Here is a 19,023-nt window from a genome sequence, read left to right as displayed (position 1 = left end):
TGCGGGGTGACGCCGACGCAGCGGCCCGCGGCGATCGCGTCGAGGCCAGTCGTCCACGTCGGCCGTGTACTCCACGGCGGGGCGCGCCGCGCGCGGCCACAGCCCGACCGTCGTGGTGCCGGTGCGGCGGTCCACCGCCAGGGTGCGGGCCCGGATCTCGGCGAGCGGCACGGACCGCCGGCGCGCCCACGGGTCGTCGGAGGGCCATCGCCACGTAACGCCGCTCGTGGCACCGTGGCGTGGCCACCGCGTACCGGCTCGGGTCGACCCGCCGCCGTGCGCACGACCGCGAGAATCGCAGGCGCCCTCGGCGAGCCCGGCCGTGGGGCTGTTGTGGCGGACCAGGAGCAGTTCGACGTCCGGGTAGCGCTCCCGCCAGCGCCGCTGGAACTCGGCGGTGTGCCGGCCGAGCAGGCCCCACGCGTGCCCGATGCGCAGCCGGGTGTGCCCGGTCGTCGCCTCCTGACCAGGTCGTCGGCGTCGGCCAGCAGGTGCCGGGCCCGCTGGATGGCCTGCACCCCGGCCGTCGTCGGGAGCGATCGCCCGGCTCGTCGGTGCAGCAGGCACACCCGGAGGACGCGTTCCAGGGCGAGCGGGGTGCGGGAGACCGCCGCCACCAGTGACGTGCCCAGCTTCGATCGCGGCGTCGGTGAAGCTGCCCGGAAGGTCGACGATCGCGATCGGAGCACCGCAGTGCGCTTGAGCTCCAGCCGCGCCGCCCGCCCGGCGTCGTCGCTTCTCGTGATGCATACGGTCAGCGTATAGACAGCGCGCCGGATGCATTTGCGTGTCAAGCGCACGATTTATCGTCGGACCGTGGACCTGAGACACGGCCCGTACACGGACAGTCGACGGCGCACCGGCACCACGGGCGCGCGGCAGCAGTCTGGCGCTCATGCTCGGCAGCGGGGCTCTCGGAGCCAGGTGGGCGCGTCGCTGGCCGCGCTCGCCCCGTCATCGGCCCGGTGGGCGTGGTGGCCGTACGCCAGTGGTGGCCGCCGCCGTCCTGCTGGCGGCGGGGCGGCCCCGGCCGCGCGCGTTCACCGCGGCGCAGTGGCGGCCGGTGCTCGGCCTCACCGTGGTGTTCGCGACCTGAACCTCACCCTGTACACGGCCATCGACCGGATCGGGCTCGGTGCTCGCGGTGACGCTGCGGAGTTCCTCGGCCCGCTCGGCGTGGCGGCCCTCGCCGGCTCGCGGCGCCGCACCGACCCGGGCTGCGCGCTCACGCCGCGCTGCCGCCGCCGCGGGATCGTGGTGCTCACCCGGCCGCAGGGCCGGCACCGAAACTACCTCGGCATCGGCCTGGCCCTGGTCGCCGCCGCCTGCTGCTGGGCCGCGTACATCCTGCTCAACCGCACGGTCAGGGGCGCGGCCGCCGGGGCTCGCCGGGTCGGCCGCGGCGGCCGGCGTCTCCCGGGCTGCTGTACGTGCCGGTCGGCGTCGCGGTGCTCGTGCTGCACCCGCCCACCGCGCTCGCGCGCTGCTCGGCGCGCTCGCGGCGGTGCTGGGTCCTCCGCGGTGCCGCGTTCCCCGCCGACCTGCTGGCACCGCGCCGCGTGCCGGCCCCGCTCCTTCGGCGTCTCTCTGCATGAGCGTCAACCCGGTCTACGCGGCCCTGATCGGCCTGCTGGTCCTCGGGCAGCGGCTCGACGCCGCGTCCTGGGCGGCGATCGCGGTGATCGTCACGGCCAACGCGGTGGCCATCGGGACGTCGGCCCGCCGCTGACCTGCGTCACCCGCGGGTCGCGGCCCCGCAGCGCTCGCCGTCGGACTCGTTCATCCGCTGGTCCATCGTCGTACTGCGGTCGTACGGGTCGACGGACGGGCCGTCGCCCGCCTGCCGTTCGGAGCCGAACTCGGGGACGAGACGGCCGCCGGAGGTGTCACAGCCTCCGTTGGTCGTGCACGCTGTACGAGACGGCGGAGAACGTGCCGGGCTCCGTGACGATCTTCGCCGGGTCGTCCCAGCTCATCACGACCTCGCGCCGCACGATCGTGCGGGCCACCTCGGTGCTGTCCCGCCCGGGCCGCGTCACCGGGTACATCGTACGTCACGTCGGTGCGCACCTCGACCGCGCCGCGCTCGCCCTCCTCGTACGTCACCCGGCCGCGGGTCTTGATCACGTCGCCGACGAGCCGGGCCTTGGTCCGGTCGAAGCGGCTGAACAGGAGCAGCGGGTTGTTCTTCCGGCTCGGCGAGGTCAGGGACGTCGTGAGGAACTTCTGTACGTCGCTCTGGTGCGGGCTGGAGGTAGTGACGATCGCTCTTCGCCGGCCGCCCGCCGCGTTGCAGCGTCCGGGTCGAGGCTGGACGCGACGAGGGAGGTCCCGGCTGCGCTCCAGCGTCCGCGCCACCTGTGCCTTGCTCATCCAGCCGGTGGCCCGGGCCGACGGCATCCCGATCCCGGCGGCGCCGTCGCCCCCAGCGTGCGGCGGGCGACCTCTGAACGGCTCGCGTCCAGGGTGGGCGTCCCGGCGGCCGCGGGCGGCGGACCGGCGGGGGCGCGCGGACTCCGCGGCGAGCGGCGCGGCGTCCTCGCCGCCGCCCCGAACCAGCCGGTCACCCGCCCCGGGTCCAGGGCCACGACCACCAGCGCCACGGCGGCCAGCACGCCGAGCACCGGCCAGATGCGTCTGCGGCGGGGCGCGGCGGGCCGATGGCTGCGCCACTCGGGCGGCCCCGGTTCCTCCCGCAGCCGCCGCGTCACCATGCGGGCCCGCGCCGACGGCTCCTTCGGGGCGTCCTGCACCCCCTCCTCCGACTCCCTGAGGAACTGCTCCCATTCCTCGTCGGACACGGACGAACCGCCTTGTTCACCTGCGAGTTCACGCTGCACATGCCGACGTCACGGCGACGTGCCGGACACATACGTGCCCGACCTGCGGCGAGCCGACCCGCAGGGCCAGGCCGTGGCGCGGACTGCTGGAACCGCGGCCCGCCCCGGGGACGTCAGCTCCCTGAACGGCGGGTAGTCCGTCTCGTAGCCGAAGTAGCGCGGCCCGGCCAGCGCCAGACCGCCGGTGACGTCCAGCGCGCGGGTCACTGCAGCGGGCGGCGAGCACGGAGACGCGCAGACCGTAGCGGAGCCCTTCCGTGGTGACCGGCTCACCGTCTCGCTGTCCAGGACGCAGATCAGGTCCGGCGTCGTCGCGACGGTCACCCCGTCCCGGGTGGCCAGCAAGTGCTCGTTCTGGAAGTCGAGTTCGAGCACCCCGGTCCGTGTCGGCGCCGGTCCCGTCGATCTTGGCGCGGCCCCGTGCGAAGCACCCTCCGTGCGCCGCGAGACGTCGACCACCTTGCCGGTGAGCAGCGGCGCCGTCGGCACATCGTGACGGCCGCCGCCACTGCGGTCGCTGTGCTCGGCGCGCGCCGTGCGGACCCGCGGCGCCGAGGTTCTCGGCGAGGGTGAGGGTCGCCGGGACCAGCCCGTCGGCCAGCTGAATTCGCCGCGCAGCACCGTGTCCGCACAGGAGATCTGGCAGCCCAGCTCCACGCAGACCGCACGGGCGATCGCCTCCGCCGCGTGGTTGTCGGTCGCCTCCACGATGATCGTGTTCCCCTTGTCGTCGGCCAGCGCCATCGGGGGGAGTTGGAGACGCCGATCAGCCCAGGCAGCACCATCTGCGCCTCGGGGAAGGCGCGGCCCATCGCGTCGCCGTCGACGATCGGCAGCCCCGCCTCCGGCGGCGCAGGCGATCGGCAGCATCAATTGACGCCGCCCACCTCGATGGGCGCGATGTGGAGTGGCCGGACGGCCGAGTGCTTCTCCAGGGCGCACCCAGCGCAGCCAGTTCCTCGCCGCCGTTCGGGACGCGCTCCAGCAGCACGGTGGGCGCCCATCCGGAGACCGGCACGACCGTCGCGTCGGCCGGCACCTCGTCGATGTCGACATTGGACCGACCCGTTGCGCCGGATCGCCTCCGGGCCCGGCAGCTTGCCGATGTACGGGTCACCGCCGCCCGTGCCGAGGATGCCGGCGCCGCGCGCGATGTCGTCCAGGTTGTCGAGTGGTCGCTCTCACGCTCTCGCGCGGGCCGCTCCGGTCTTGATGTATGGTTCAGGTCGAGGTCGCCGACCGCGCCGGCCGGATGCGGGTCGCGCCCGCCGGGCGGATAGGCGAGACCTCCTCGATGTCGACGACGCGCGCACGCCGTGCCGCGCCGCGCCCGGCAGTCTCGGCGCGGCCCACGGCCTCCTCGCGGGCGCTGCGCGAAGCACCTCGGCTCCCGCGCGCTTCGACAGTGGAAGGCCGGTCGACCTCGCAGCGCCGACCTGGGCGATGGCCGCGCCGGCCGCGTTTCAGCGACGCCGAGATTGCCCGGGCAGCCGCACGTCGTCGAAACCGGGCAGCGACTCAGTACGCGACGAGCCCGCCGCCTGCACCGCGACCACCGGCAGCGGCGCCAGCTCGACGTGCGCATCCGGTCGACGCTCTCCGCGAGCCGCCCGGCGATCCTGGCCAGGGCGCGGTCGACGAACTCCCGGTCCAGGTGGGCCACCCGGGACGCGTCACCGATGTCGGCGCCCCCGCGGCCACCGCCAGGTCGGTCGCGGTCAGGGTGGCGCCGCCGAAGACCAGCGCCTCCTCGGTGAGGCCCGGTAGCCGACCGAGCGCGCGGGCCCGTCTCGCCGTCCTCGCCGACCAGCGACCGCCGCCGATGCCGAGCGAGAGGACGTCGGGGATGCGGAAGTTGGTGCGGATGCCCGCCGCCTCGCTCTCCCCGGCCGCCTCGCGCGGGAAGCCGCCCTGGAGGATGCCGACGTCGGCCGTGGTGCCGCCGACGTCGACCACCGCGCAGTCCGCGAGTCGGACAGGAACGCCGCGCCGCGCATCGAGTTCGTCGGGCCCGACGCGAACGTCGCCACCGGATAGCGTACGCGCGAAGTCCACGTGCCCATCAGCGTGCCGTCGTTCTGCGTCAGGAAGAACGGCGCCGTGATCGACACCTCCGCGGGGCCCTTGCCGAACGACTCCACGATGTGCGTGGCCAGATCGCGCAGCGCCGCGTTCACGATCGTCGCGTTCTCCCGGGCCAGCAGCCCGATCCGGCCCAGCTCGTGGGAGAGCGAGAGGTGACGCCGTCGCCCAGCTCGGCGCGCTGGGATCTCGGCGGCCCGCCGCTCTCGTCGTCCTCCGCGACCGGCGAGAAGACTGAGCGAGATCACGACCGAGCGCAGGCCGCTTCGCGGCGATGTCCGCCGCCGTCCTGCGCAGTTCGTCCGGGTCGAGCGGGAGGCGGGCGGCCGTCGAACTCCCGGCCGCCGTGGCACAGATAGCCGTGCCCGCCGACCGCGGCGCGCTGCCGCTCAGGGCCAGTCCGTCATCGGCGGCAGCGCCGTCGCCGGCAGTCGAGCCGGACCGCCGCGACGGGTGCGAGCCGGGCGCCCCTCGATGAGCGCGTTGAGGAAGTGGGTGGTGCCGATCATGACCGCGGACACCTGGTCCACGGGCGGGTCCAGGGCCCGGATCGCCGCCGTCACGCCGGAGGTGATGTCCGGCGTCGTCGGAGACTTGGCGGCCGAGATCACCCGGTCGTCGTCCCCGAGCGGGGGCGGCGTCGGTGTTGGTCCCTCCGACGTCGATTCCGATGCGCATGCTGCTGCTTTCCTTGGTGGGTGCGGGAGTTGGTCGCGTACGGAGGGTCAGGCCGCCGCTTCTGCCTCGGCCTGCGCGGCCGGAGCGGGCCGGCTGGGTCACCGGCGAGCTCACGGGCGCCGCGCACCAGACCGAGTGCGCCGCACGCCACGTGGCGAGCCCCGCGAGGGACGAGCGAGTTGAGCGCGGGGATGCCCCACCACTGGTAGTGGTCGCCGAGCCAGCCGACAAGGGAGGCGAGGGCCCGCAGCGCGATCGTGGCGGGCGCAGGACGGCTCGGTGTCGGGCGGCCGGCCCAGCGCGCGCAGGCGTCGAGCTGCGGGCCGCCACCGCTTCACCACGAGGTACTTCGGCGACCATGATCCTGGCGACCGCCGGGGTCAGGACCACCGCAGGATCGTCAGGAGAGTCCGTGAAGTGGTCGAGGATCCCGGCGGCGGCCGCGGGCCGAGCCGAGCGCGACGACTGACCGTCGTCGCCACCCGCCCAGCCGGATCCCGGACAGCGACTCGACTGCGCTGGTCAGCCCGAGCGCCGAGGAGTACAGGTTCCAGTTGTTGATCTTCACGGTGGCGGAGACCAGCACGATGACCCCGACCACGCCGGAGCTGGACGTGATGATCGCGATCAGGTCCGAGGACTTCACGGCGTACGCGAGCAGCACCCCGGCCAGACCGAGCACGTACTCGCCCAGCGAGATGCCCACGAGGGTCTTCATGCTTGACGACGTCGCCGGTCCGAGCGTGTTGTAAGCGCGTCGTGTCGGGCGTCGTGACCGCCTGGTGCTACTGAGCCCGCGACGATGCGCGGCGCCCGCGTGCTGATGCGCAGATGTGCGCGCCGAACGGCGCCAGGCCGACCAGCCGGTGAAGCAGTGCCGCGATCAACACGGTCAACTGCCGCCACGCGAGAGACACACCGGAGGTGATGGCGGGCCGCGACGTGACGGACCGCGTCCAGCCCATCGCCAGGCCGCGCAGCACCCAGCAGCGTGACCGACCCGCAGACTCGAGCTACTGCTTTGCGCAGCGAGACTCTGGACGGCGCGATCGACCTGGCGAACACCGCGGTCTGCACGCCAAACCCTGGCCCACGATGGCACCGCGATGACCAGAGGCCGATGACTCGTCGACCCACCGCTGAAGCCGGTCCAGCGCACCAGCACCGACGTCGACAGGCCCTCGCGCATGCCGGCGATGCCGACGATGAGAGTGCAGACGACCCTCCAGGATCACCGAACCGAGCGTGGCAACGCTCAGAACGCGCCGGAGCGACAGCGCGCGCCCAGCGTCGCGCCGAGCAGGAATCCGGGTGAGGTCGGAGAGCTGGCCGAGGCGCTGCACGGCCACGTTGAACCAGGAGTAGCGGGCGGACGTCGGGACCCGTTCGAGCGGGTAGTCTCGTCCCGTGCCGGCGGCGGGTCCGGTCTCGGGCGCCCGGGCGGGCGCCGTCGTCGAGTTCGTCATGGGGGACAGTCCTTGAGGGAATCGGGACAGGGCAGGGAGCACGGCGGGCGTGACGCCGAAACCACCGTGTGGCGAGCGGGAGTTGTAGGCTGCGAGGGGAGCGGTCGGGCTTACAGGGTGCGGGCGGGCCCGACGCGCGGGGCCCGCAGGAGTACCGCACCCGGCAGGTACGGCACGTACTCCTCGGGATCGAGCACGGTGCGCACCCGCCGGGGATCGGCCTTCGGCCCGCACGGCACTGGCTCCGGGCCAGCTCGCGCACCCTCGTCCCGTACGGCGTCCAGCGCGTCGGGCCGGCGCACGATCCGCTCGCAGGAGCCGCCCACCGGGAGGCCGCGGCGCCGAACGCGCCCGCCACGTCGCCGTGTTCGGGACGCACCACGTCACAGCCGGGCAGCGCCGCGTCCGGCACCCGGTGCGCGCCGCCGCCGACGAGGACCACCGGGAGACGGCCCGCGGCGGGCTGCATCCGGTCGGCCGCCCTCGGCGATGTCGCGGTGCGCGGCGGCGTCGACGGTGAGCAGATCGGGGAAGCGCAGGATCACCGACGCCGCCGATGTGCTCGCCCGGCGCGGCCTCGCGCGGATAGCCGCCGCTCAACACGCCCACCCGGCCCGCCGTTCACCGACGTCGACGACGACCGCGTCGCCCACCCCGAGCGAGCAGCCCGGCGCCGCGCAGCGTGCACGCGGGGCCGGAGCCGAGGCTGAGACCGGGCTGGCGGCGCAGGTAGTCGAGGCTCATCAGGGTGCCGTCGTGCCGGGTGACCAGCACGCCGGCGCCCGGCGCGAGCCTGAGGCCGGGCAGTGCCGCCGTCAGCTCGTCGGCGACCCGCCACGAGCACGCAGAGTGCCGCGTCGAGCACCGTGGCGTTCTCGCGCTGGATCAGGCCGAGCGCGCCGATCTCGCCGGACAGCAGCACCGGGCACGTCCGGCCCGGCCCGCTCCCGCAGGGATCCGGGCGGCGGCCCGTTCCTGGGCGCCGTCCGCGGGCGAGAACACCGAACTGACCGCGAACGCCTCGGCCCGGCCCGCGAGCCCGGCCCCCGAACGCGGCGACCGCCGCCTCGTCCAGCGGGGCCCCGTCCAGCGGCGCCAGACCACTGCCGCCCGCCACGTTCGCCACCCCGGCGCACACCGCCGCGCGCAGCTCCTGGGGCCAGCCGAACAGCGGCCGCACGGTGTCGGCGGCGGCGCCCCGATCCGCAGGACTCCCACCTGCGCGAGCCCGGACCGCTCGGTCACCGCACGGGCCGCGACCCGCAGCCCCACGGCCAGTGTCACGGCGCGGGCCCGCACCTCGGCCGGCAGCTCCTCGACGGCGGCGACCAGCGAACCGATCGCGTCGCCCGGCCGGGACGGCACCTTCACGGCGGCCACCGGGCGGGTGTCGTCCAGCAGCACGGCGTCGGTGCTCGTGGGACCGACGTCCACTCCGACGGTGACGGTCACGGCGCCACCTCCCGCTTCAGACCGGTGAGCCCGAAGGCATCCGGGCCGGCCAGCCGCAGCCCCGCCTCCGTGTACCAGACGGCCGCCGACGGGAACGTCACGAGCCGCACCCGCAGCCCGTACCGCACCTCCTCGACCGGCACCGCCCAGCCGGTGCGCGCGTCGATCAGGGCGATGACGTCCGGCACCAGCGCCAGCGCCCGGCCGTCCTCCATCGCGGCCACGAACTCGCTGCGCGCCCGCAGCAGCACTGAGCCGCCCCGCGTCGGCACCGGTGCCCTCCAGGAGGACGGAGGCGGCACCGTCACCGGGCCGCTGCACCGACGCGACCTTCCCGGTGAGGACCGGGTCGAGACCCTCCCGCCGCGGCCGAGCGCGAGCGCCGTCGTCACCGAACCCCTGCACCGCGTGCCGGGCGGCCTGCCCGGCACTGAGCGGATAGTCGGCGGAGACCACGCGCCCGCCGAACACGGCGACGACCGGCCGCGCCAGCTCCTCCAGGAACGCGCCGTCGACGTCGTCGAGGACGACGGTGCGCCCGTACTCGTCGGACAGCACGGCGGGGGAGGGCGACAGACCGGCGAGCTCCAGCACGTTCTGGTCCAGGCGCGGGAAGGCCCGGCCGATGGAGTCCGCGTCGAGCAGCGGCACCCCGAGCCGGGCCGCCCACGACACGGTGAAGCAGCCGTTCTGCCCGCCGATCTCACCGCACATCACGGCCGCGACCGGCCGCCCGTGCAACTGCTCGACGCGTGCCGCCAGCCGCCCGGCCTCCGCCCGCCCGCCGATCCGCTCCGCGGCGACGGCGGGCGAGCCGACCAGGCTGACGGGCAGCACCAGCGCGTCCTGGGGCAGCTCCTCCGGCGCCACGACGGGCACCGGACCGCACTCCTCGATCGCCTGCGCGGCGACGGGCAGCGTGTGCGCGACGGGGCCGCCGCCCCCGGAACCGAGGACGGCGCAGCCCCGCGCGAAGTCGGTGAGGGCCTGCGCGTCCAGATGCATGCCCTCAGCGTACGGAGCCGCGCCGCCCGTCCCATGGGCCGACGGCCCAAGGTTGCGCCATGCGGTGTGCGCGCAGCACACTTCCGGCATGCCGACCCTCGCCGAGCTGCTCACCGCCCCGGGCCTCACGGGCCTGCACCACCTGGCAGGACCGCTCGACGCCGCACCGGTGACCGGCGTGCTCGGAGACCGCGCCGACCGCATCCCGGCGGTCCCGCCCGGCACCGTCGCGATCCTGCTGTCCGCCGTCCCCGGCCACCTGCTCGACGTGGCGGTACGACGCGGCGGCGGCCGGCGCCACCGCGCTCGTGCTCGCCGGGGACACCCGACGGCGCGCCGCCCTCCTGCGCACGCCCGACGCGTACCCTGGGCGTCGTCCCCGGCGCGTACCTGCCTGCCGCCCCGCCCCGCGCGGGCCTCGGACGACGCGGCCCGCGCCACGCCCCGCTCCTCGCCGACCGCGGCCGGGTCGCCGTCCTGAGGCCACCGGCGATCTCGCCGCGCTCGTCGTCGCGGTCGACCGGGCCGTCGCCGGGGACGCCGCCGACGCACTGGGCCCGGGTCGCCGCCGCCGCGCAGCAGCTGCCCGGGGGACGCGGGCGACCCGGAGCGGGCCGCCGCCACGGCCGCATGGGCCCTCGGCGTGCCCGTCGAACGCCGCGCCCCCGGGCCCGGCGAGACGGGGCGAGCGCACCGGGGCCCGACGGCGAGATCGCCCTCGCGGCGCCGGGACCGTCCCGGCACGCCGGCACCGCCGCCCGCTGCGTCCTCGGCATGGCCGTCCTCGCCGCGGCCGGCTGGCCACGGCGACCTGCCCGTACGCTCCCGGGGGACACCTCCGCCGAACTCCCTCGCCGCGCCGCAGGAGCGCACCGCGGGCTCGCCGCGCGCGGCCGGGCGCTCGGCCTGCCGGTCGACGGCCACCACACGGCGCTGCGCGTCGAGCGCGCCGGGACCGCCGCCCGCCGACCGCTACCACCTCCTCGACAGCCTCACCGGGCAACTGCTCACCTGGCCGCGCGCCCCCAACGACGGCATCGCACTGGCACGCGGCCCTCGTCGACGACGCCCTCGTGCTGCTCGGCACCCGCGCGGCGGCGCCCGGCCCCGAGGCCCGCAGGGCCGCCCTCGCCCTGGCCCGGCGCACCCTCGACACGCTCGGCGCCCACCACCCCTCGAGGCCGGGCTGCGCGGCGGCCTCGGCGCCGCGCACCGCGGCCCCTCGGCATCCGCACCTCGGCCCGCGAGGCCCGCGCGGCCCTCCTGGCGCCGCCCGACGGCACCTCGGTCAGCGCCCACGACGCGGCGGGCCTCGACCGCATGCTGCTGGAGTGGTACGCCTCCGACACGGCCCACGAGGCGACCACCGAACTCCCTCGCGCCGGTCCTGAAGCTGGGCCGGGACAAGGCGGAACCCCTTCTGCGCACCCTCCAGGCCTACCTCGACCACAAACAACTCCCCGGGCCCGCGCCGCCGACCTGCTCCACCTCCACCGCAACGCCGTCGGCGCCCGCATCCGCCGCATCACGGACCTCACCGGCGCCGACCTCACCGACCCTGGACACCCGCCTCGCTCCTCCAACTGGCGTGCCGGGCACGGCTGCCTGGGGATGCGGTCCCTGAGGCGCCCCGGACGCCCCGGCCTCCCCTGGACCCCCTGGAATCCCTGGGCTCTAGAGCCAGTCCCGCCGCTTGAAGATCATGTACTAGGCTGACGCAGACGACCCCATGAGGCCGATCGCGAACGGGTACCCGAAGTGCCAGCCCAGCTCCGGCATGTTCTCGAAGTTCATGCCGTAGATCGTGCCGACGAGGGTCGGCGCGAAGAGGATGGCGGCCCACGACGAGATCTTCTTGATCTCCCCGTTCTGCTCGAACCCGGCCTCCGCCAGCGCCCGCATCTCCGCGTTCTGCTGCTGCGTCACCAGCGTCGCGTTGACCGTCAGGATGTCGGTGAGCGCCTGGCGGAAGCCGTCGACGCGTTCGCTGGTGTGCGTGACGTGGTCGGCGACGTCGCGCAGGTAGCGCTGGAGCTCCTCGTCCGTGCCGTACTTCGCGAAGCCCGCCATCAGGCCGTGCAGCATGCCGACCAGCGGGCGGGTGGAGCGCGCTGGAACTCGACCATCTCGCGGGAGAGTTCGTAGATGCGGCGGGAGACCTCAGGGGGCGCCGGAGAAGACCTCCGTCTCGATCTCGTCGACGTCGTTCTGGACGCCCGCGACGACCGGGGCGTAGCCGTCGACGACCGCGTCGAGGATCGCGTACAGCACCGCCTCGGGGCCCAGGCGGGAGCAGGTCGGGGCTCTCTCCATGCGGCGGCGGACCGCCGAGAGGTCGGGGGCCGCGCCGTGCCGCACGGTGATCACGAAGTCCGCGCCGACGAACACGTGCAGCTCGCCGAAGTCGACCTCCTCGGGGGCGTCGAGGTAGCGGGGCGGCGCGCAGGACGACGAAGAGCGTCTCGCCGTACCGCTCCCAGCTTCGGCCGCTGGTGGGCCTCCAGCGCGTCCTCGACGGCGAGCTGGTGCAGGTCGAACTCGGCGGCGAGGGACTTGAGTTCGGCCTCGGTGGGCCGGGCCAGACCGATCCACGCCATGGTGCGGGGCTTCTGCGCAGCTGCCGGTAGGTGTCCGTCAGCGTCGCGGGGCTCGCCACCCGCACGCCGTCCCGGTACAGCGCCGCGCACGATGCTGTCGGCGCGGCTCCCGCCGCGGCGGCCGGTTCGGGGGCCGGTGCGGTGGGCGGCTCGGTGCGCGGGCGCGGGTCCGTCCCCCGGCGCCAGGTGTAGCGGCGTCCGTCCTGCCGTCGCGGCATCGCCGCCTCCTTCCGTCGGGTTGCGGGCAGCGTAACCAGCGAAGGTGACGCACCGGCAGCGGCATCGCGGACAGTGGCTGACCGCGACTCCCCGCTACGGTCCCCGTATGACGACGAAGCCGATGACCGCACGCGCACTGGGCCGGGCCACCCTGAGCGGCAGCTGCTGCCGCGGCGCAGCCCGATGAAGACCGAGGAGGCCGTCGCGCACCTCGTCGGACTCCAGGCGCAGGAGGTCCGCTCGCCCTATCTCGCGCCTCGCCGCCCGGCTCGACGGCTTCACGCCCGCCGACCTCTCCGACGCCCTGGAGGAGCGGCGCGTCGCCCGGATCGTCACCTCTGCGCTCGACGATCCATCTGCACACCGCCGACGACTGCATGACGCCGCGTCCGCTGGTGCAGCCCTGCCCGCGAGCGCGAGCTGCGGATGTTCCGCAAGGGCCTGGCGGGGGTGGACCTGAGCGGCTGCACAGCTGTCGCGGACCTACGTCGAGGAGGAGCCGCGCACCCCGAAGCAGATCAGGGAGCACCTCCTGGCGGAGCGGCCCGACGCCGACCCGCAGTCCCTGTCGATCGCCGCCCGCTGCGGCCTGCCGCTGGTCCAGGTCACCCCGCGCGGACTGTGGCGGCGCAGCGGCGGCGTGCGGCTGACCACCGCCGAGCAGTGGCTCGACCAGGAACCTGTCGCGACGCCCGCGCCCGACGACACGATCCTGCGCTACCTCGGCGCCTTCTGACCCGCCTCCGTGAAGGGACTTCCAGCAGTGGGCCGGGCTCACCCGCACCAAGGAGGCCTTCGGAGCGGCTGCGGCCCCGCCTCGTGACGTTCCGCGACGAGCACGGCGTCGAGCTCTTCGACCCGCCCGACGCGCCCCGGCCCGACGAGGACACACTCCCGGCGCCGCCCCGGCTGCTCGCCGAGTTCGACAATCTGCTCCTGTCGCACGCCGACCGCACCCGCGTCGTGCACGAGGCCGACCGGGGCCGCAACTGGCAGGTCAACACCGCCTACTTGACGTTCCTCGTCGACGGGATGCTCGCCGGCCTGTGGACGCTCGCCGAGTCCGCGACGGGATCCACCCTCACCCTCGAACCCCTTCGGGAAGCTCACCCGCGCCCAGCGCGACGAGCTCGTCGCCGAGGCGGAGCGCACCGCGGCCGTCCTGGAGGCGCCGGGCCCGGTCACCGTGGACTTCGGCACCGTACGCACATGAGGACGCGGGAAGGCTCAGTCCGCGCGGCCCGTCGCCGCCACCGTCACCCCGAGGCCGATCAGCGCGAAGCCACCCGTCCCGCCGATCATCGAGAGGCGTCGGTCCGAGCGCGCGAACCAGGAGCGCGCCGCCGACGCGGTCAGCCCCCACAGCGTGTCCGTGACCAGCCCGATGGAGATCGGGATCAGGCCCAGCAGCAGCATCTGCCGGGACCCGGCCCGCGTCGTGGTTCACGAACTGCGGCAGCACCGCCGCGAAGAACACGATGCCCTTCGGGTTGGTCACGCCCACCAGGACCCCGTCGAGCACGGTCCGCAGATCCTCGCGGGCGGGCCCGGCCGGCCCCTGGATGTCCGACGCCTTCATGTCCCGACGGTGCCGGAACGCTCTGGACGCCCAGGAACACCAGATACGCGGCGCCCGCCAGCTTCACCGCGACGAACAGGCCCGCCGAGCGCTCCACGAGCGAGCCGATGCCCAGCGCCACCGCGACGACCAGCAGGTACGAGCCGACGACATTGCCCAGCGCCGTCGCCACCGCCGTGCGCCGCCCTGTGCGCGAGCGCCCGGCCGATCACGAACAGCACGCTCGGCCCCGGGATCACGATCACCAGCAGCGACATCGCCGCGAACGCCAGACACCGGTCGGTCGACACCATGGGCAGCCCCCATCCCTTCCAAGACCAGTGAAGACCATCCCACTGACAACGGGCCCCGGTCCCGCGTTCTAGGGTCCCGTCATGGAACTGCGTCAGCTCGCCTACTTCGTGACCGTCGCGGAGGAACTGCACTTCGGGCGCGCGGCCGAGCGGCTGCACATCGTCCAGTCCGCCGTGAGCCAGCAGATCCGCCGGCTCGAACGGGAGCTGGGCACCGACCTGTTCGACCGTTCGCCCCGGCAGCGTGCGGCTCACCGGCGCCGGCGAGCGGCTGCTCCCCGAGGCGCGGACCGTGCTCGCCGCCGCCGAACGGGCCCGGGCCGCCGTCGCCCGCCGCACCGTGCTGCGCGTCGGCACCAGCACCGGGCCTGGCGCACACCTGGACCGGGTGCTCGACGCCTACGCGGAGCTCGCACCGGGGACCGGCGTCGAGCTGGTGTCCGCGCCGGCGCGGAGCGGACGGCCCAGGTGCGCGACGGCGCCTGACGCGGCGTTCTGCGGGCCGGGCCCGACGGCCCGGAACCGGTGGCAGGCCTGCGCGCCGTGCCCGTGTGGCAGGAGCCGCTGATGGCGGCGCTCCCGGCCCGGCACCCGCTCGCCGCCGCACCGGACGTCGCGTCGTCGCCGACCTCGCCGGACTCCCGCTCGGCCTCACCGAACGGCGCAACCACCCCGCCCTGGGTGGACCTCGTCGTCGGCGCCTGCCACGACGCGGGGCTTCACCCCCGCGCGCGGGCCGCGCACCGGCACGCTCCAGGACACGCTCGCCACCATCGGCGCCGGGGCGAGCCCCCTGTGGACCGTCGTGTACGCCTCCCACGCGCGCGTCGTGCACAGCTCCCGCGTCGCGTTCGTACCGTTCCGGTCACCCGGGCTCGCCCTGACCACGGTGCTCGTCGTCCGGGACGGGAGGGGGGACAGCGACGACGCGCCCTCGCCGCGTTCCGAAGCCTGCTCGAAACCGCCGCCGAACAGCGACGATCACGATCACTGATCGCTGCGGTCGCGATCTGCCCCTTGGCCGGGGCCCGGCGCCGCGATGGACTGGATCCGTCAGCGGGAGCCCCCTGACCACCGCTCCGAAAGGGAGTTCAGTCATGCCGATCGTCACCGTCCAGCAGGGTCCGCGCGACGTCGAGGCCAAGCGCGAGCTGGTCAGGCGGATCACCGACGCCTTCGTCGACTCCTACCAGATCCCCGCGGAGACCGTCAGCGTGTGGATCCACGAGGTCCCGAAGAGGACAGCTGGGGCTCGGCGGGCAAGCTCACCGCCGACAGTAGGCACGTGACGGCCGCGGCGCGGGCGGGGCCGCTACGGCAGCAGCCCCGCCCGCCGCGCCGCCACCACGGCCTCGCCCCGGGTGTGCGTGCCCAGCTTGCGCATCGCGGACCGGAGGTAGCCCTTGACGGCCTCGGGCGCAGCCCGAGCCGCTCCGCCGCCACCGCGTTCGTCGCACCCCCGCCACCCACGCCAGGACGTCCACCTCGCGCGGCGCGAGCACCACCGTCGCCGCCCGCTCCAGCGGCGCGGCGGCCGACGCCAACCGGCCGCACACCGCGAGGAGTTCACCGCGCAGCGCCGGGTCGACGATCCTCGGGGCGAGCGCCCGCAGCGCCCCCGTGCGCGCTGACCTCCTCCACACGCGGCGGAGCCCTCGGCCGCCGGGGCGGGACGCGGCGGCCAGCAGCGTCTGCGCCTCGTCCCGGACGAGGAGCGCCTGCTCCATCGCGGGCCGCCGCCACCCGCGTTCAGCGCCCGGTCGCCCAGCGGCTGGGCCGCGCGCAGCGCCGTACAGCACCCCCGCACCCGGCGCCGTACGACGACGGGCACCCGCAGGACCGAGCGCAGGCCCTCGGCCGCGACCGCCGTGTCGTACTCGTGGCTGATGTGCCGCGAGCCCTGGTAGTCGGTGACGGCGCAGGCCCTGGCCAGGGAGAGGGCCTTGCCGCCTGAGCCGTTGCCCGCGGCGATGGCGAGACCGCACAGCGCGGACGTCGTCGCCCCGCTCAGCTCGGCGATCCGGACCTGGCCGGTGCCCGCGGTGAGCCCGCCGAACGCCACCGGCAGCCCTCGTGCCCCGGCGCAGTCGCACCAGCGCCGCGCGCATCTCTGCCCCCTCGGCGGGTCCTGCGCTCACGTTCCATCCTTGCCGTGCCGGTCACCCCCGTTCGGGGGTGGCGAGATCTCCATCACGGACTACACGATGAGGACACGGTCCGCAATGACGCGGGACGCGGGACATGAGGACTCCAGGAGCGCACATGACGACGGCGAACGGACCCACGCAGCAGTTCCGTACGGCCCGTGACTTCCTGTTGCAGCACGCCCAGGACTACGAGACGGCGTACGAGGGCTTCGCCCTGGCCCCGGCCCGACCGGTTCAACTGGGCCCTCGACTGGTTCGACGTCATCGCGGAGGGCAACGGGCGCACGGCCCTGCACATCGTCGAGGAGGACGGCCGCGAGATCACCATCTCGTACGGCGAGATGTCCGTGCGCTCGGACCAGGTCGCGAACTGGCTGCGCGCCCAGGGGTCGGGGCCGGCGACCGGATCCTGCTGATGCTCGGCAGCCAGCAGGAACTCTGGATGACGATGCTCGCCGCGATGAAGCTGCGCGCGCGTCGTCATCCCGGCGACGCCCTGCTGGGCTCCGCCGATCTGCGGGACCGGATCGAGCGCGGCCGTGCGGCGCACGTGATCGTGCGCGCCGAGGACGCGGCCAAGTTCGACGACGTGCCCGGCGACTACACCCGGATCGCCGTCAAGGACACGGGCGCGGACCCCGTGCCCGGCTGGCTCGACTTCGACGACGTCTTCACCTCGGGCACGAGCGCGCACTTCGAGCCCGACGGCGACACCCGCGCCGACGACGCGCTGCTCTCTACTTCACGTCCGGGACGACGGCTCCGCCCCAAGCTCGTCGAGCACACCCACGTGTCGTACCCCGTGGGCCACTTGGCGACGATGTGACTGGATCGGCCTGCGCCCCGGCGACGTCCACCTGAACATCTCCTCGCCGGGCTGGGCCAAGCACGCCTGGTCGAACTTCTTCGCGCCGTGGAACGCGGAGGCGACCGTCTTCCTCTACAACTACACGCGCTTCGACGCGGGCCGGCTGATGGCCGCGATGGACCGTGCGGGCGTGACCTCGTTCTGCGCGCCGCCCACCGTGTGGCTGCATGCTGATCAGGCCGACCTCACCCAGCTGCGCACGCCGCCGCGGGAGGTGGTCGCCGCCGGCGAGCCGCTCAACCCCGAGGTCATCGAGCAGGTCAAGCGCGCCTGGGGGCGTCACCATCGGGACGGCTTCGGGCAGACCGAGACCGCCGTACAGGTCTCAACAGCCCCGGCCAGCTCCTCAAGTCCGGCTCCATGGGACGCCCGAGTCCCGGCTTCAAGGTCGAGCTCCTCGACCCGGTGACCAGCCGGCCCGGCGCCGACGAGGGCGAGATCAGCCTCGACCTGTCCGCCCACCCCGTCGGCCTGATGGTCGGCTACCACGGCGACCCGGGCGCACCGCGGAGGCGATGGCGGGCGGCTACTACCGCACCGGCGACATCGGCTCCCGGGACGAGGACGGCTACCTGACGTACGTGGGGCGCGCCGACGACGTGTTCAAGGCGTCCCGACTACAAGATCAGCCCGTTCGAGCTGGAGAGCGCGCTCCTGGAGCACGGGCGGTCGCCGAAGGCGGCCGTCGTGCCCGCCCCCGACGAGCTGCGGCTCGCCGTCCCGAGGCGTACGTCGTGCTCGCCGAGGGGGTACGAGACCGGGCCCGGACACCGCCAAGTTGCTGTTCGAGCACTCCCGCGCCGTGCTCGCCCCGTACAAGCGGGCTGCGCCGCATCGAGTTCGGTGAACTGCCCAAGACGGTCTCCGGCAAGATCCGCCGCATCGAACTGCGCGAGGCCACGGCGAAGGGCTCGGCCGCCGGAGTACCGCGGGAGGACTTCCGGTGACGGACCAGCAGCAGGAACTCTCGTACGCGCACGGGACCAGCGAGGTCCCGCTCCTCGGCGACACCGTCGGCGGCAACCTCAGCGCGCCGTCGCCGCCTGGCCGGGACCGGGAGGCGCTCGTCGACGTGCCCAGCGGACGCCGCTGGACGTACGCCGAATTCGGCGCGGACGTCGACCGGTTGGCGCGCGGGCTGCTCGCGCGCGGCGTCGCCAAGGGCGACCGGGTCGGCATCTGGGCGGTCAACTGCCCCGAGTGGGTGCTCGTCCAGTACGCGACCGCGCGCATCGGCGCCGTCATGGTCAACATCAATCCGGCCTACCGTGCTCACGAACTCGCCTACGTGCTCAAGCAGTCGGGGGTGTCCGTGCTGGTGTCCTCGCCCGGGCACAAGGGCACCGACTACCACGCGCTCGTCCGCCAAGTAGCGCCCGACTGCCCCGAGTTGCGGGACCGCGTCTTCATCGGCGAGCACAGCTGGGGACGCCCTCTTCCTCGGCGGCTCCTCGGTACCGGACGAGCAACTGGCCGCCCGTGAGGCCGAGTTGTCCTGCGACGACCCGATCAACATCCAGTACACCTCAGGGCACCACCGGCTTCCCGAAGGGCGCCACGCTCTCCCACCACAACATCCTCAACAACGGCTACTGGGTGGGCGAGACGGTCGGCTACACCGAGCAGGACCGGGTCTGTCTGCCCGTGCCCTTCTACCACTGCTTCGGCATGGTGATGGGGAACCTGGGCGCCACCTCGCACGCCGCCTGCATCGTCATCCCCGCGCCGTCCTTCGAGCCGGCGGCGACGCTGCAGGGCCGTGCAGGAGGAGCGGTGCACGTCGCTGTACGGCGTGCC

The 19,023-nt window shown here is 74.5% G+C and carries 17 protein-coding genes and 10 pseudogenes; 9 read left to right on the top strand and 18 right to left on the bottom strand.

The window, feature by feature from the left end:
• A pseudogene (locus tag RBJ77_RS43705) lies at positions 1-681 on the bottom strand (LysR substrate-binding domain-containing protein); the annotation flags it as partial.
• A gap of 910 nt (positions 682-1,591) precedes the next feature.
• Between RBJ77_RS43705 and RBJ77_RS43700 the strand changes: the two are divergent.
• A complete protein-coding gene (locus tag RBJ77_RS43700) occupies positions 1,592-1,729 on the top strand; it encodes a hypothetical protein (RefSeq protein ID WP_372350074.1) in 138 nt (45 codons plus the stop codon).
• A 157-nt stretch (positions 1,730-1,886) separates the two neighbouring features.
• Here RBJ77_RS43700 and RBJ77_RS43695 read toward each other — a convergent pair whose 3' ends face one another.
• The 13 genes and pseudogenes from RBJ77_RS43695 to RBJ77_RS43635 form a co-directional block, all read right to left on the bottom strand.
• Entirely contained in the window at positions 1,887-2,039 is a 153-nt protein-coding gene (locus RBJ77_RS43695; protein WP_372350073.1) for a hypothetical protein, read from the bottom strand.
• 330 nt (positions 2,040-2,369) lie between these two features.
• On the bottom strand, positions 2,370-2,801 hold the full coding sequence (locus RBJ77_RS43690; protein ID WP_372350072.1) for a hypothetical protein: 432 nt from the start codon (positions 2,799-2,801) through the stop codon (positions 2,370-2,372).
• 48 nt (positions 2,802-2,849) lie between these two features.
• A complete protein-coding gene (locus RBJ77_RS43685; RefSeq protein WP_372350071.1) occupies positions 2,850-3,584 on the bottom strand; it encodes a hypothetical protein in 735 nt (244 codons plus the stop codon).
• 62 nt (positions 3,585-3,646) lie between these two features.
• Positions 3,647-3,946, bottom strand: a pseudogene (locus tag RBJ77_RS43680) (DUF917 family protein); the annotation flags it as partial.
• 412 nt (positions 3,947-4,358) lie between these two features.
• Positions 4,359-4,796 (bottom strand): hydantoinase/oxoprolinase family protein, encoded by a 438-nt coding sequence (locus RBJ77_RS43675; protein WP_372350070.1) that lies wholly within the window; start codon positions 4,794-4,796, stop codon positions 4,359-4,361.
• Between the two features lie 74 nt (positions 4,797-4,870).
• Positions 4,871-4,981 (bottom strand): annotated as a pseudogene (locus tag RBJ77_RS43670) (hypothetical protein); the annotation flags it as partial.
• Positions 4,982-5,311: 330 nt separating this feature from the next.
• Positions 5,312-5,533, bottom strand: coding sequence for a hydantoinase/oxoprolinase N-terminal domain-containing protein (locus RBJ77_RS43665; RefSeq protein WP_372350069.1), 222 nt, complete (start codon positions 5,531-5,533; stop codon positions 5,312-5,314).
• 467 nt (positions 5,534-6,000) lie between these two features.
• Positions 6,001-6,318 (bottom strand): hypothetical protein, encoded by a 318-nt coding sequence (locus tag RBJ77_RS43660; protein WP_372350068.1) that lies wholly within the window; start codon positions 6,316-6,318, stop codon positions 6,001-6,003.
• An 858-nt stretch (positions 6,319-7,176) separates the two neighbouring features.
• Entirely contained in the window at positions 7,177-7,392 is a 216-nt protein-coding gene (locus RBJ77_RS43655; RefSeq protein WP_372350067.1) for a hypothetical protein, read from the bottom strand.
• Positions 7,393-7,687: 295 nt separating this feature from the next.
• A complete protein-coding gene (locus tag RBJ77_RS43650; protein ID WP_372350066.1) occupies positions 7,688-7,840 on the bottom strand; it encodes a hypothetical protein in 153 nt (50 codons plus the stop codon).
• 111 nt (positions 7,841-7,951) lie between these two features.
• A complete protein-coding gene (locus tag RBJ77_RS43645; protein ID WP_372350076.1) occupies positions 7,952-8,500 on the bottom strand; it encodes a hydantoinase/oxoprolinase N-terminal domain-containing protein in 549 nt (182 codons plus the stop codon).
• Positions 8,501-8,514: 14 nt separating this feature from the next.
• Complete coding sequence (locus tag RBJ77_RS43640; RefSeq protein ID WP_372350075.1) at positions 8,515-8,733, bottom strand: hypothetical protein; 219 nt, start codon at positions 8,731-8,733, stop codon at positions 8,515-8,517.
• Between the two features lie 316 nt (positions 8,734-9,049).
• Positions 9,050-9,523 (bottom strand): annotated as a pseudogene (locus RBJ77_RS43635) (DUF917 family protein); the annotation flags it as partial.
• Positions 9,524-9,611: 88 nt separating this feature from the next.
• On the opposite strand from RBJ77_RS43635, the gene RBJ77_RS43630 reads away from it, so the two are divergent.
• Both RBJ77_RS43630 and RBJ77_RS43625 read left to right on the top strand, forming a co-directional pair.
• A complete protein-coding gene (locus tag RBJ77_RS43630; RefSeq protein WP_372350065.1) occupies positions 9,612-10,004 on the top strand; it encodes a hypothetical protein in 393 nt (130 codons plus the stop codon).
• 149 nt (positions 10,005-10,153) lie between these two features.
• Positions 10,154-11,239: a helix-turn-helix domain-containing protein gene (locus tag RBJ77_RS43625; RefSeq protein WP_372350064.1), complete on the top strand. Its 1,086-nt coding sequence runs from the start codon at positions 10,154-10,156 to the stop codon at positions 11,237-11,239.
• Here RBJ77_RS43625 and RBJ77_RS43620 read toward each other — a convergent pair.
• Both RBJ77_RS43620 and RBJ77_RS43615 read right to left on the bottom strand, forming a co-directional pair.
• A pseudogene (locus RBJ77_RS43620) lies at positions 11,231-11,911 on the bottom strand (magnesium and cobalt transport protein CorA). The gene RBJ77_RS43625 and the pseudogene RBJ77_RS43620 sit on opposite strands and share 9 nt — an antisense overlap.
• Positions 11,887-12,120 (bottom strand): hypothetical protein, encoded by a 234-nt coding sequence (locus RBJ77_RS43615; RefSeq protein WP_372350063.1) that lies wholly within the window; start codon positions 12,118-12,120, stop codon positions 11,887-11,889. Before RBJ77_RS43615 ends, RBJ77_RS43620 begins: the two are co-directional and overlap by 25 nt.
• A gap of 325 nt (positions 12,121-12,445) precedes the next feature.
• Between RBJ77_RS43615 and RBJ77_RS43610 the strand changes: the two are divergent.
• Positions 12,446-13,552, top strand: a pseudogene (locus RBJ77_RS43610) (winged helix DNA-binding domain-containing protein).
• Positions 13,553-13,566: 14 nt separating this feature from the next.
• On the opposite strand, the pseudogene RBJ77_RS43605 reads toward RBJ77_RS43610, so the two are convergent.
• A pseudogene (locus RBJ77_RS43605) lies at positions 13,567-14,211 on the bottom strand (LysE family translocator).
• An 81-nt stretch (positions 14,212-14,292) separates the two neighbouring features.
• Between RBJ77_RS43605 and RBJ77_RS43600 the strand changes: the two are divergent.
• Both RBJ77_RS43600 and RBJ77_RS43595 read left to right on the top strand, forming a co-directional pair.
• On the top strand, positions 14,293-14,697 hold the full coding sequence (locus tag RBJ77_RS43600) for a LysR family transcriptional regulator (protein ID WP_372350062.1): 405 nt from the start codon (positions 14,293-14,295) through the stop codon (positions 14,695-14,697).
• A gap of 611 nt (positions 14,698-15,308) precedes the next feature.
• Entirely contained in the window at positions 15,309-15,500 is a 192-nt protein-coding gene (locus RBJ77_RS43595) for a 4-oxalocrotonate tautomerase family protein (protein WP_372350061.1), read from the top strand.
• A 23-nt stretch (positions 15,501-15,523) separates the two neighbouring features.
• Here the strand turns inward: RBJ77_RS43595 and RBJ77_RS43590 are convergent.
• Positions 15,524-16,319: pseudogene (locus tag RBJ77_RS43590) on the bottom strand (response regulator transcription factor).
• Positions 16,320-16,473: 154 nt separating this feature from the next.
• On the opposite strand from RBJ77_RS43590, the pseudogene RBJ77_RS43585 reads away from it, so the two are divergent.
• From RBJ77_RS43585 to RBJ77_RS43575, 3 genes and pseudogenes are all read left to right on the top strand, one after another.
• Positions 16,474-18,173: pseudogene (locus RBJ77_RS43585) on the top strand (AMP-binding protein).
• Positions 18,170-18,709 carry an AMP-binding protein gene (locus tag RBJ77_RS43580; RefSeq protein WP_372350060.1) on the top strand — a complete coding sequence of 180 codons (540 nt, stop codon included), beginning with the start codon at positions 18,170-18,172 and terminating at the stop codon, positions 18,707-18,709. Before RBJ77_RS43585 ends, RBJ77_RS43580 begins: the two are co-directional and overlap by 4 nt.
• A pseudogene (locus tag RBJ77_RS43575) lies at positions 18,706-18,906 on the top strand (AMP-binding protein); the annotation flags it as partial. The gene RBJ77_RS43580 and the pseudogene RBJ77_RS43575, both read left to right, overlap by 4 nt.
• Between the last annotated feature and the right edge of the window lie 117 nt (positions 18,907-19,023).

This window comes from Streptomyces sp. KL116D, from assembly GCF_030766975.1.
GTDB classification, from domain to species: domain Bacteria; phylum Actinomycetota; class Actinomycetes; order Streptomycetales; family Streptomycetaceae; genus Streptomyces; species Streptomyces longispororuber_A.
The sequence above is the reverse complement of the archived record's forward strand: the minus strand, read 5'-3'. Positions and strand labels throughout refer to the sequence as shown.

Coding starts and splice junctions, on each gene's coding strand:
- RBJ77_RS43700 (WP_372350074.1), top strand. CDS start 1,592: ATGAGCGTCAACCCGGTCTACGCGGCCCTGATCGGCCTGCTGGTCCTC.
- RBJ77_RS43685 (WP_372350071.1), bottom strand. CDS start 3,584: ATGGCGCTGGCCGACGACAAGGGGAACACGATCATCGTGGAGGCGACC.
- RBJ77_RS43660 (WP_372350068.1), bottom strand. CDS start 6,318: ATGAAGACCCTCGTGGGCATCTCGCTGGGCGAGTACGTGCTCGGTCTG.
- RBJ77_RS43640 (WP_372350075.1), bottom strand. CDS start 8,733: ATGGAGGACGGCCGGGCGCTGGCGCTGGTGCCGGACGTCATCGCCCTG.
- RBJ77_RS43630 (WP_372350065.1), top strand. CDS start 9,612: ATGCCGACCCTCGCCGAGCTGCTCACCGCCCCGGGCCTCACGGGCCTG.
- RBJ77_RS43625 (WP_372350064.1), top strand. CDS start 10,154: ATGGGCCCTCGGCGTGCCCGTCGAACGCCGCGCCCCCGGGCCCGGCGA.
- RBJ77_RS43615 (WP_372350063.1), bottom strand. CDS start 12,120: ATGGCGTGGATCGGTCTGGCCCGGCCCACCGAGGCCGAACTCAAGTCC.
- RBJ77_RS43600 (WP_372350062.1), top strand. CDS start 14,293: ATGGAACTGCGTCAGCTCGCCTACTTCGTGACCGTCGCGGAGGAACTG.
- RBJ77_RS43595 (WP_372350061.1), top strand. CDS start 15,309: ATGCCGATCGTCACCGTCCAGCAGGGTCCGCGCGACGTCGAGGCCAAG.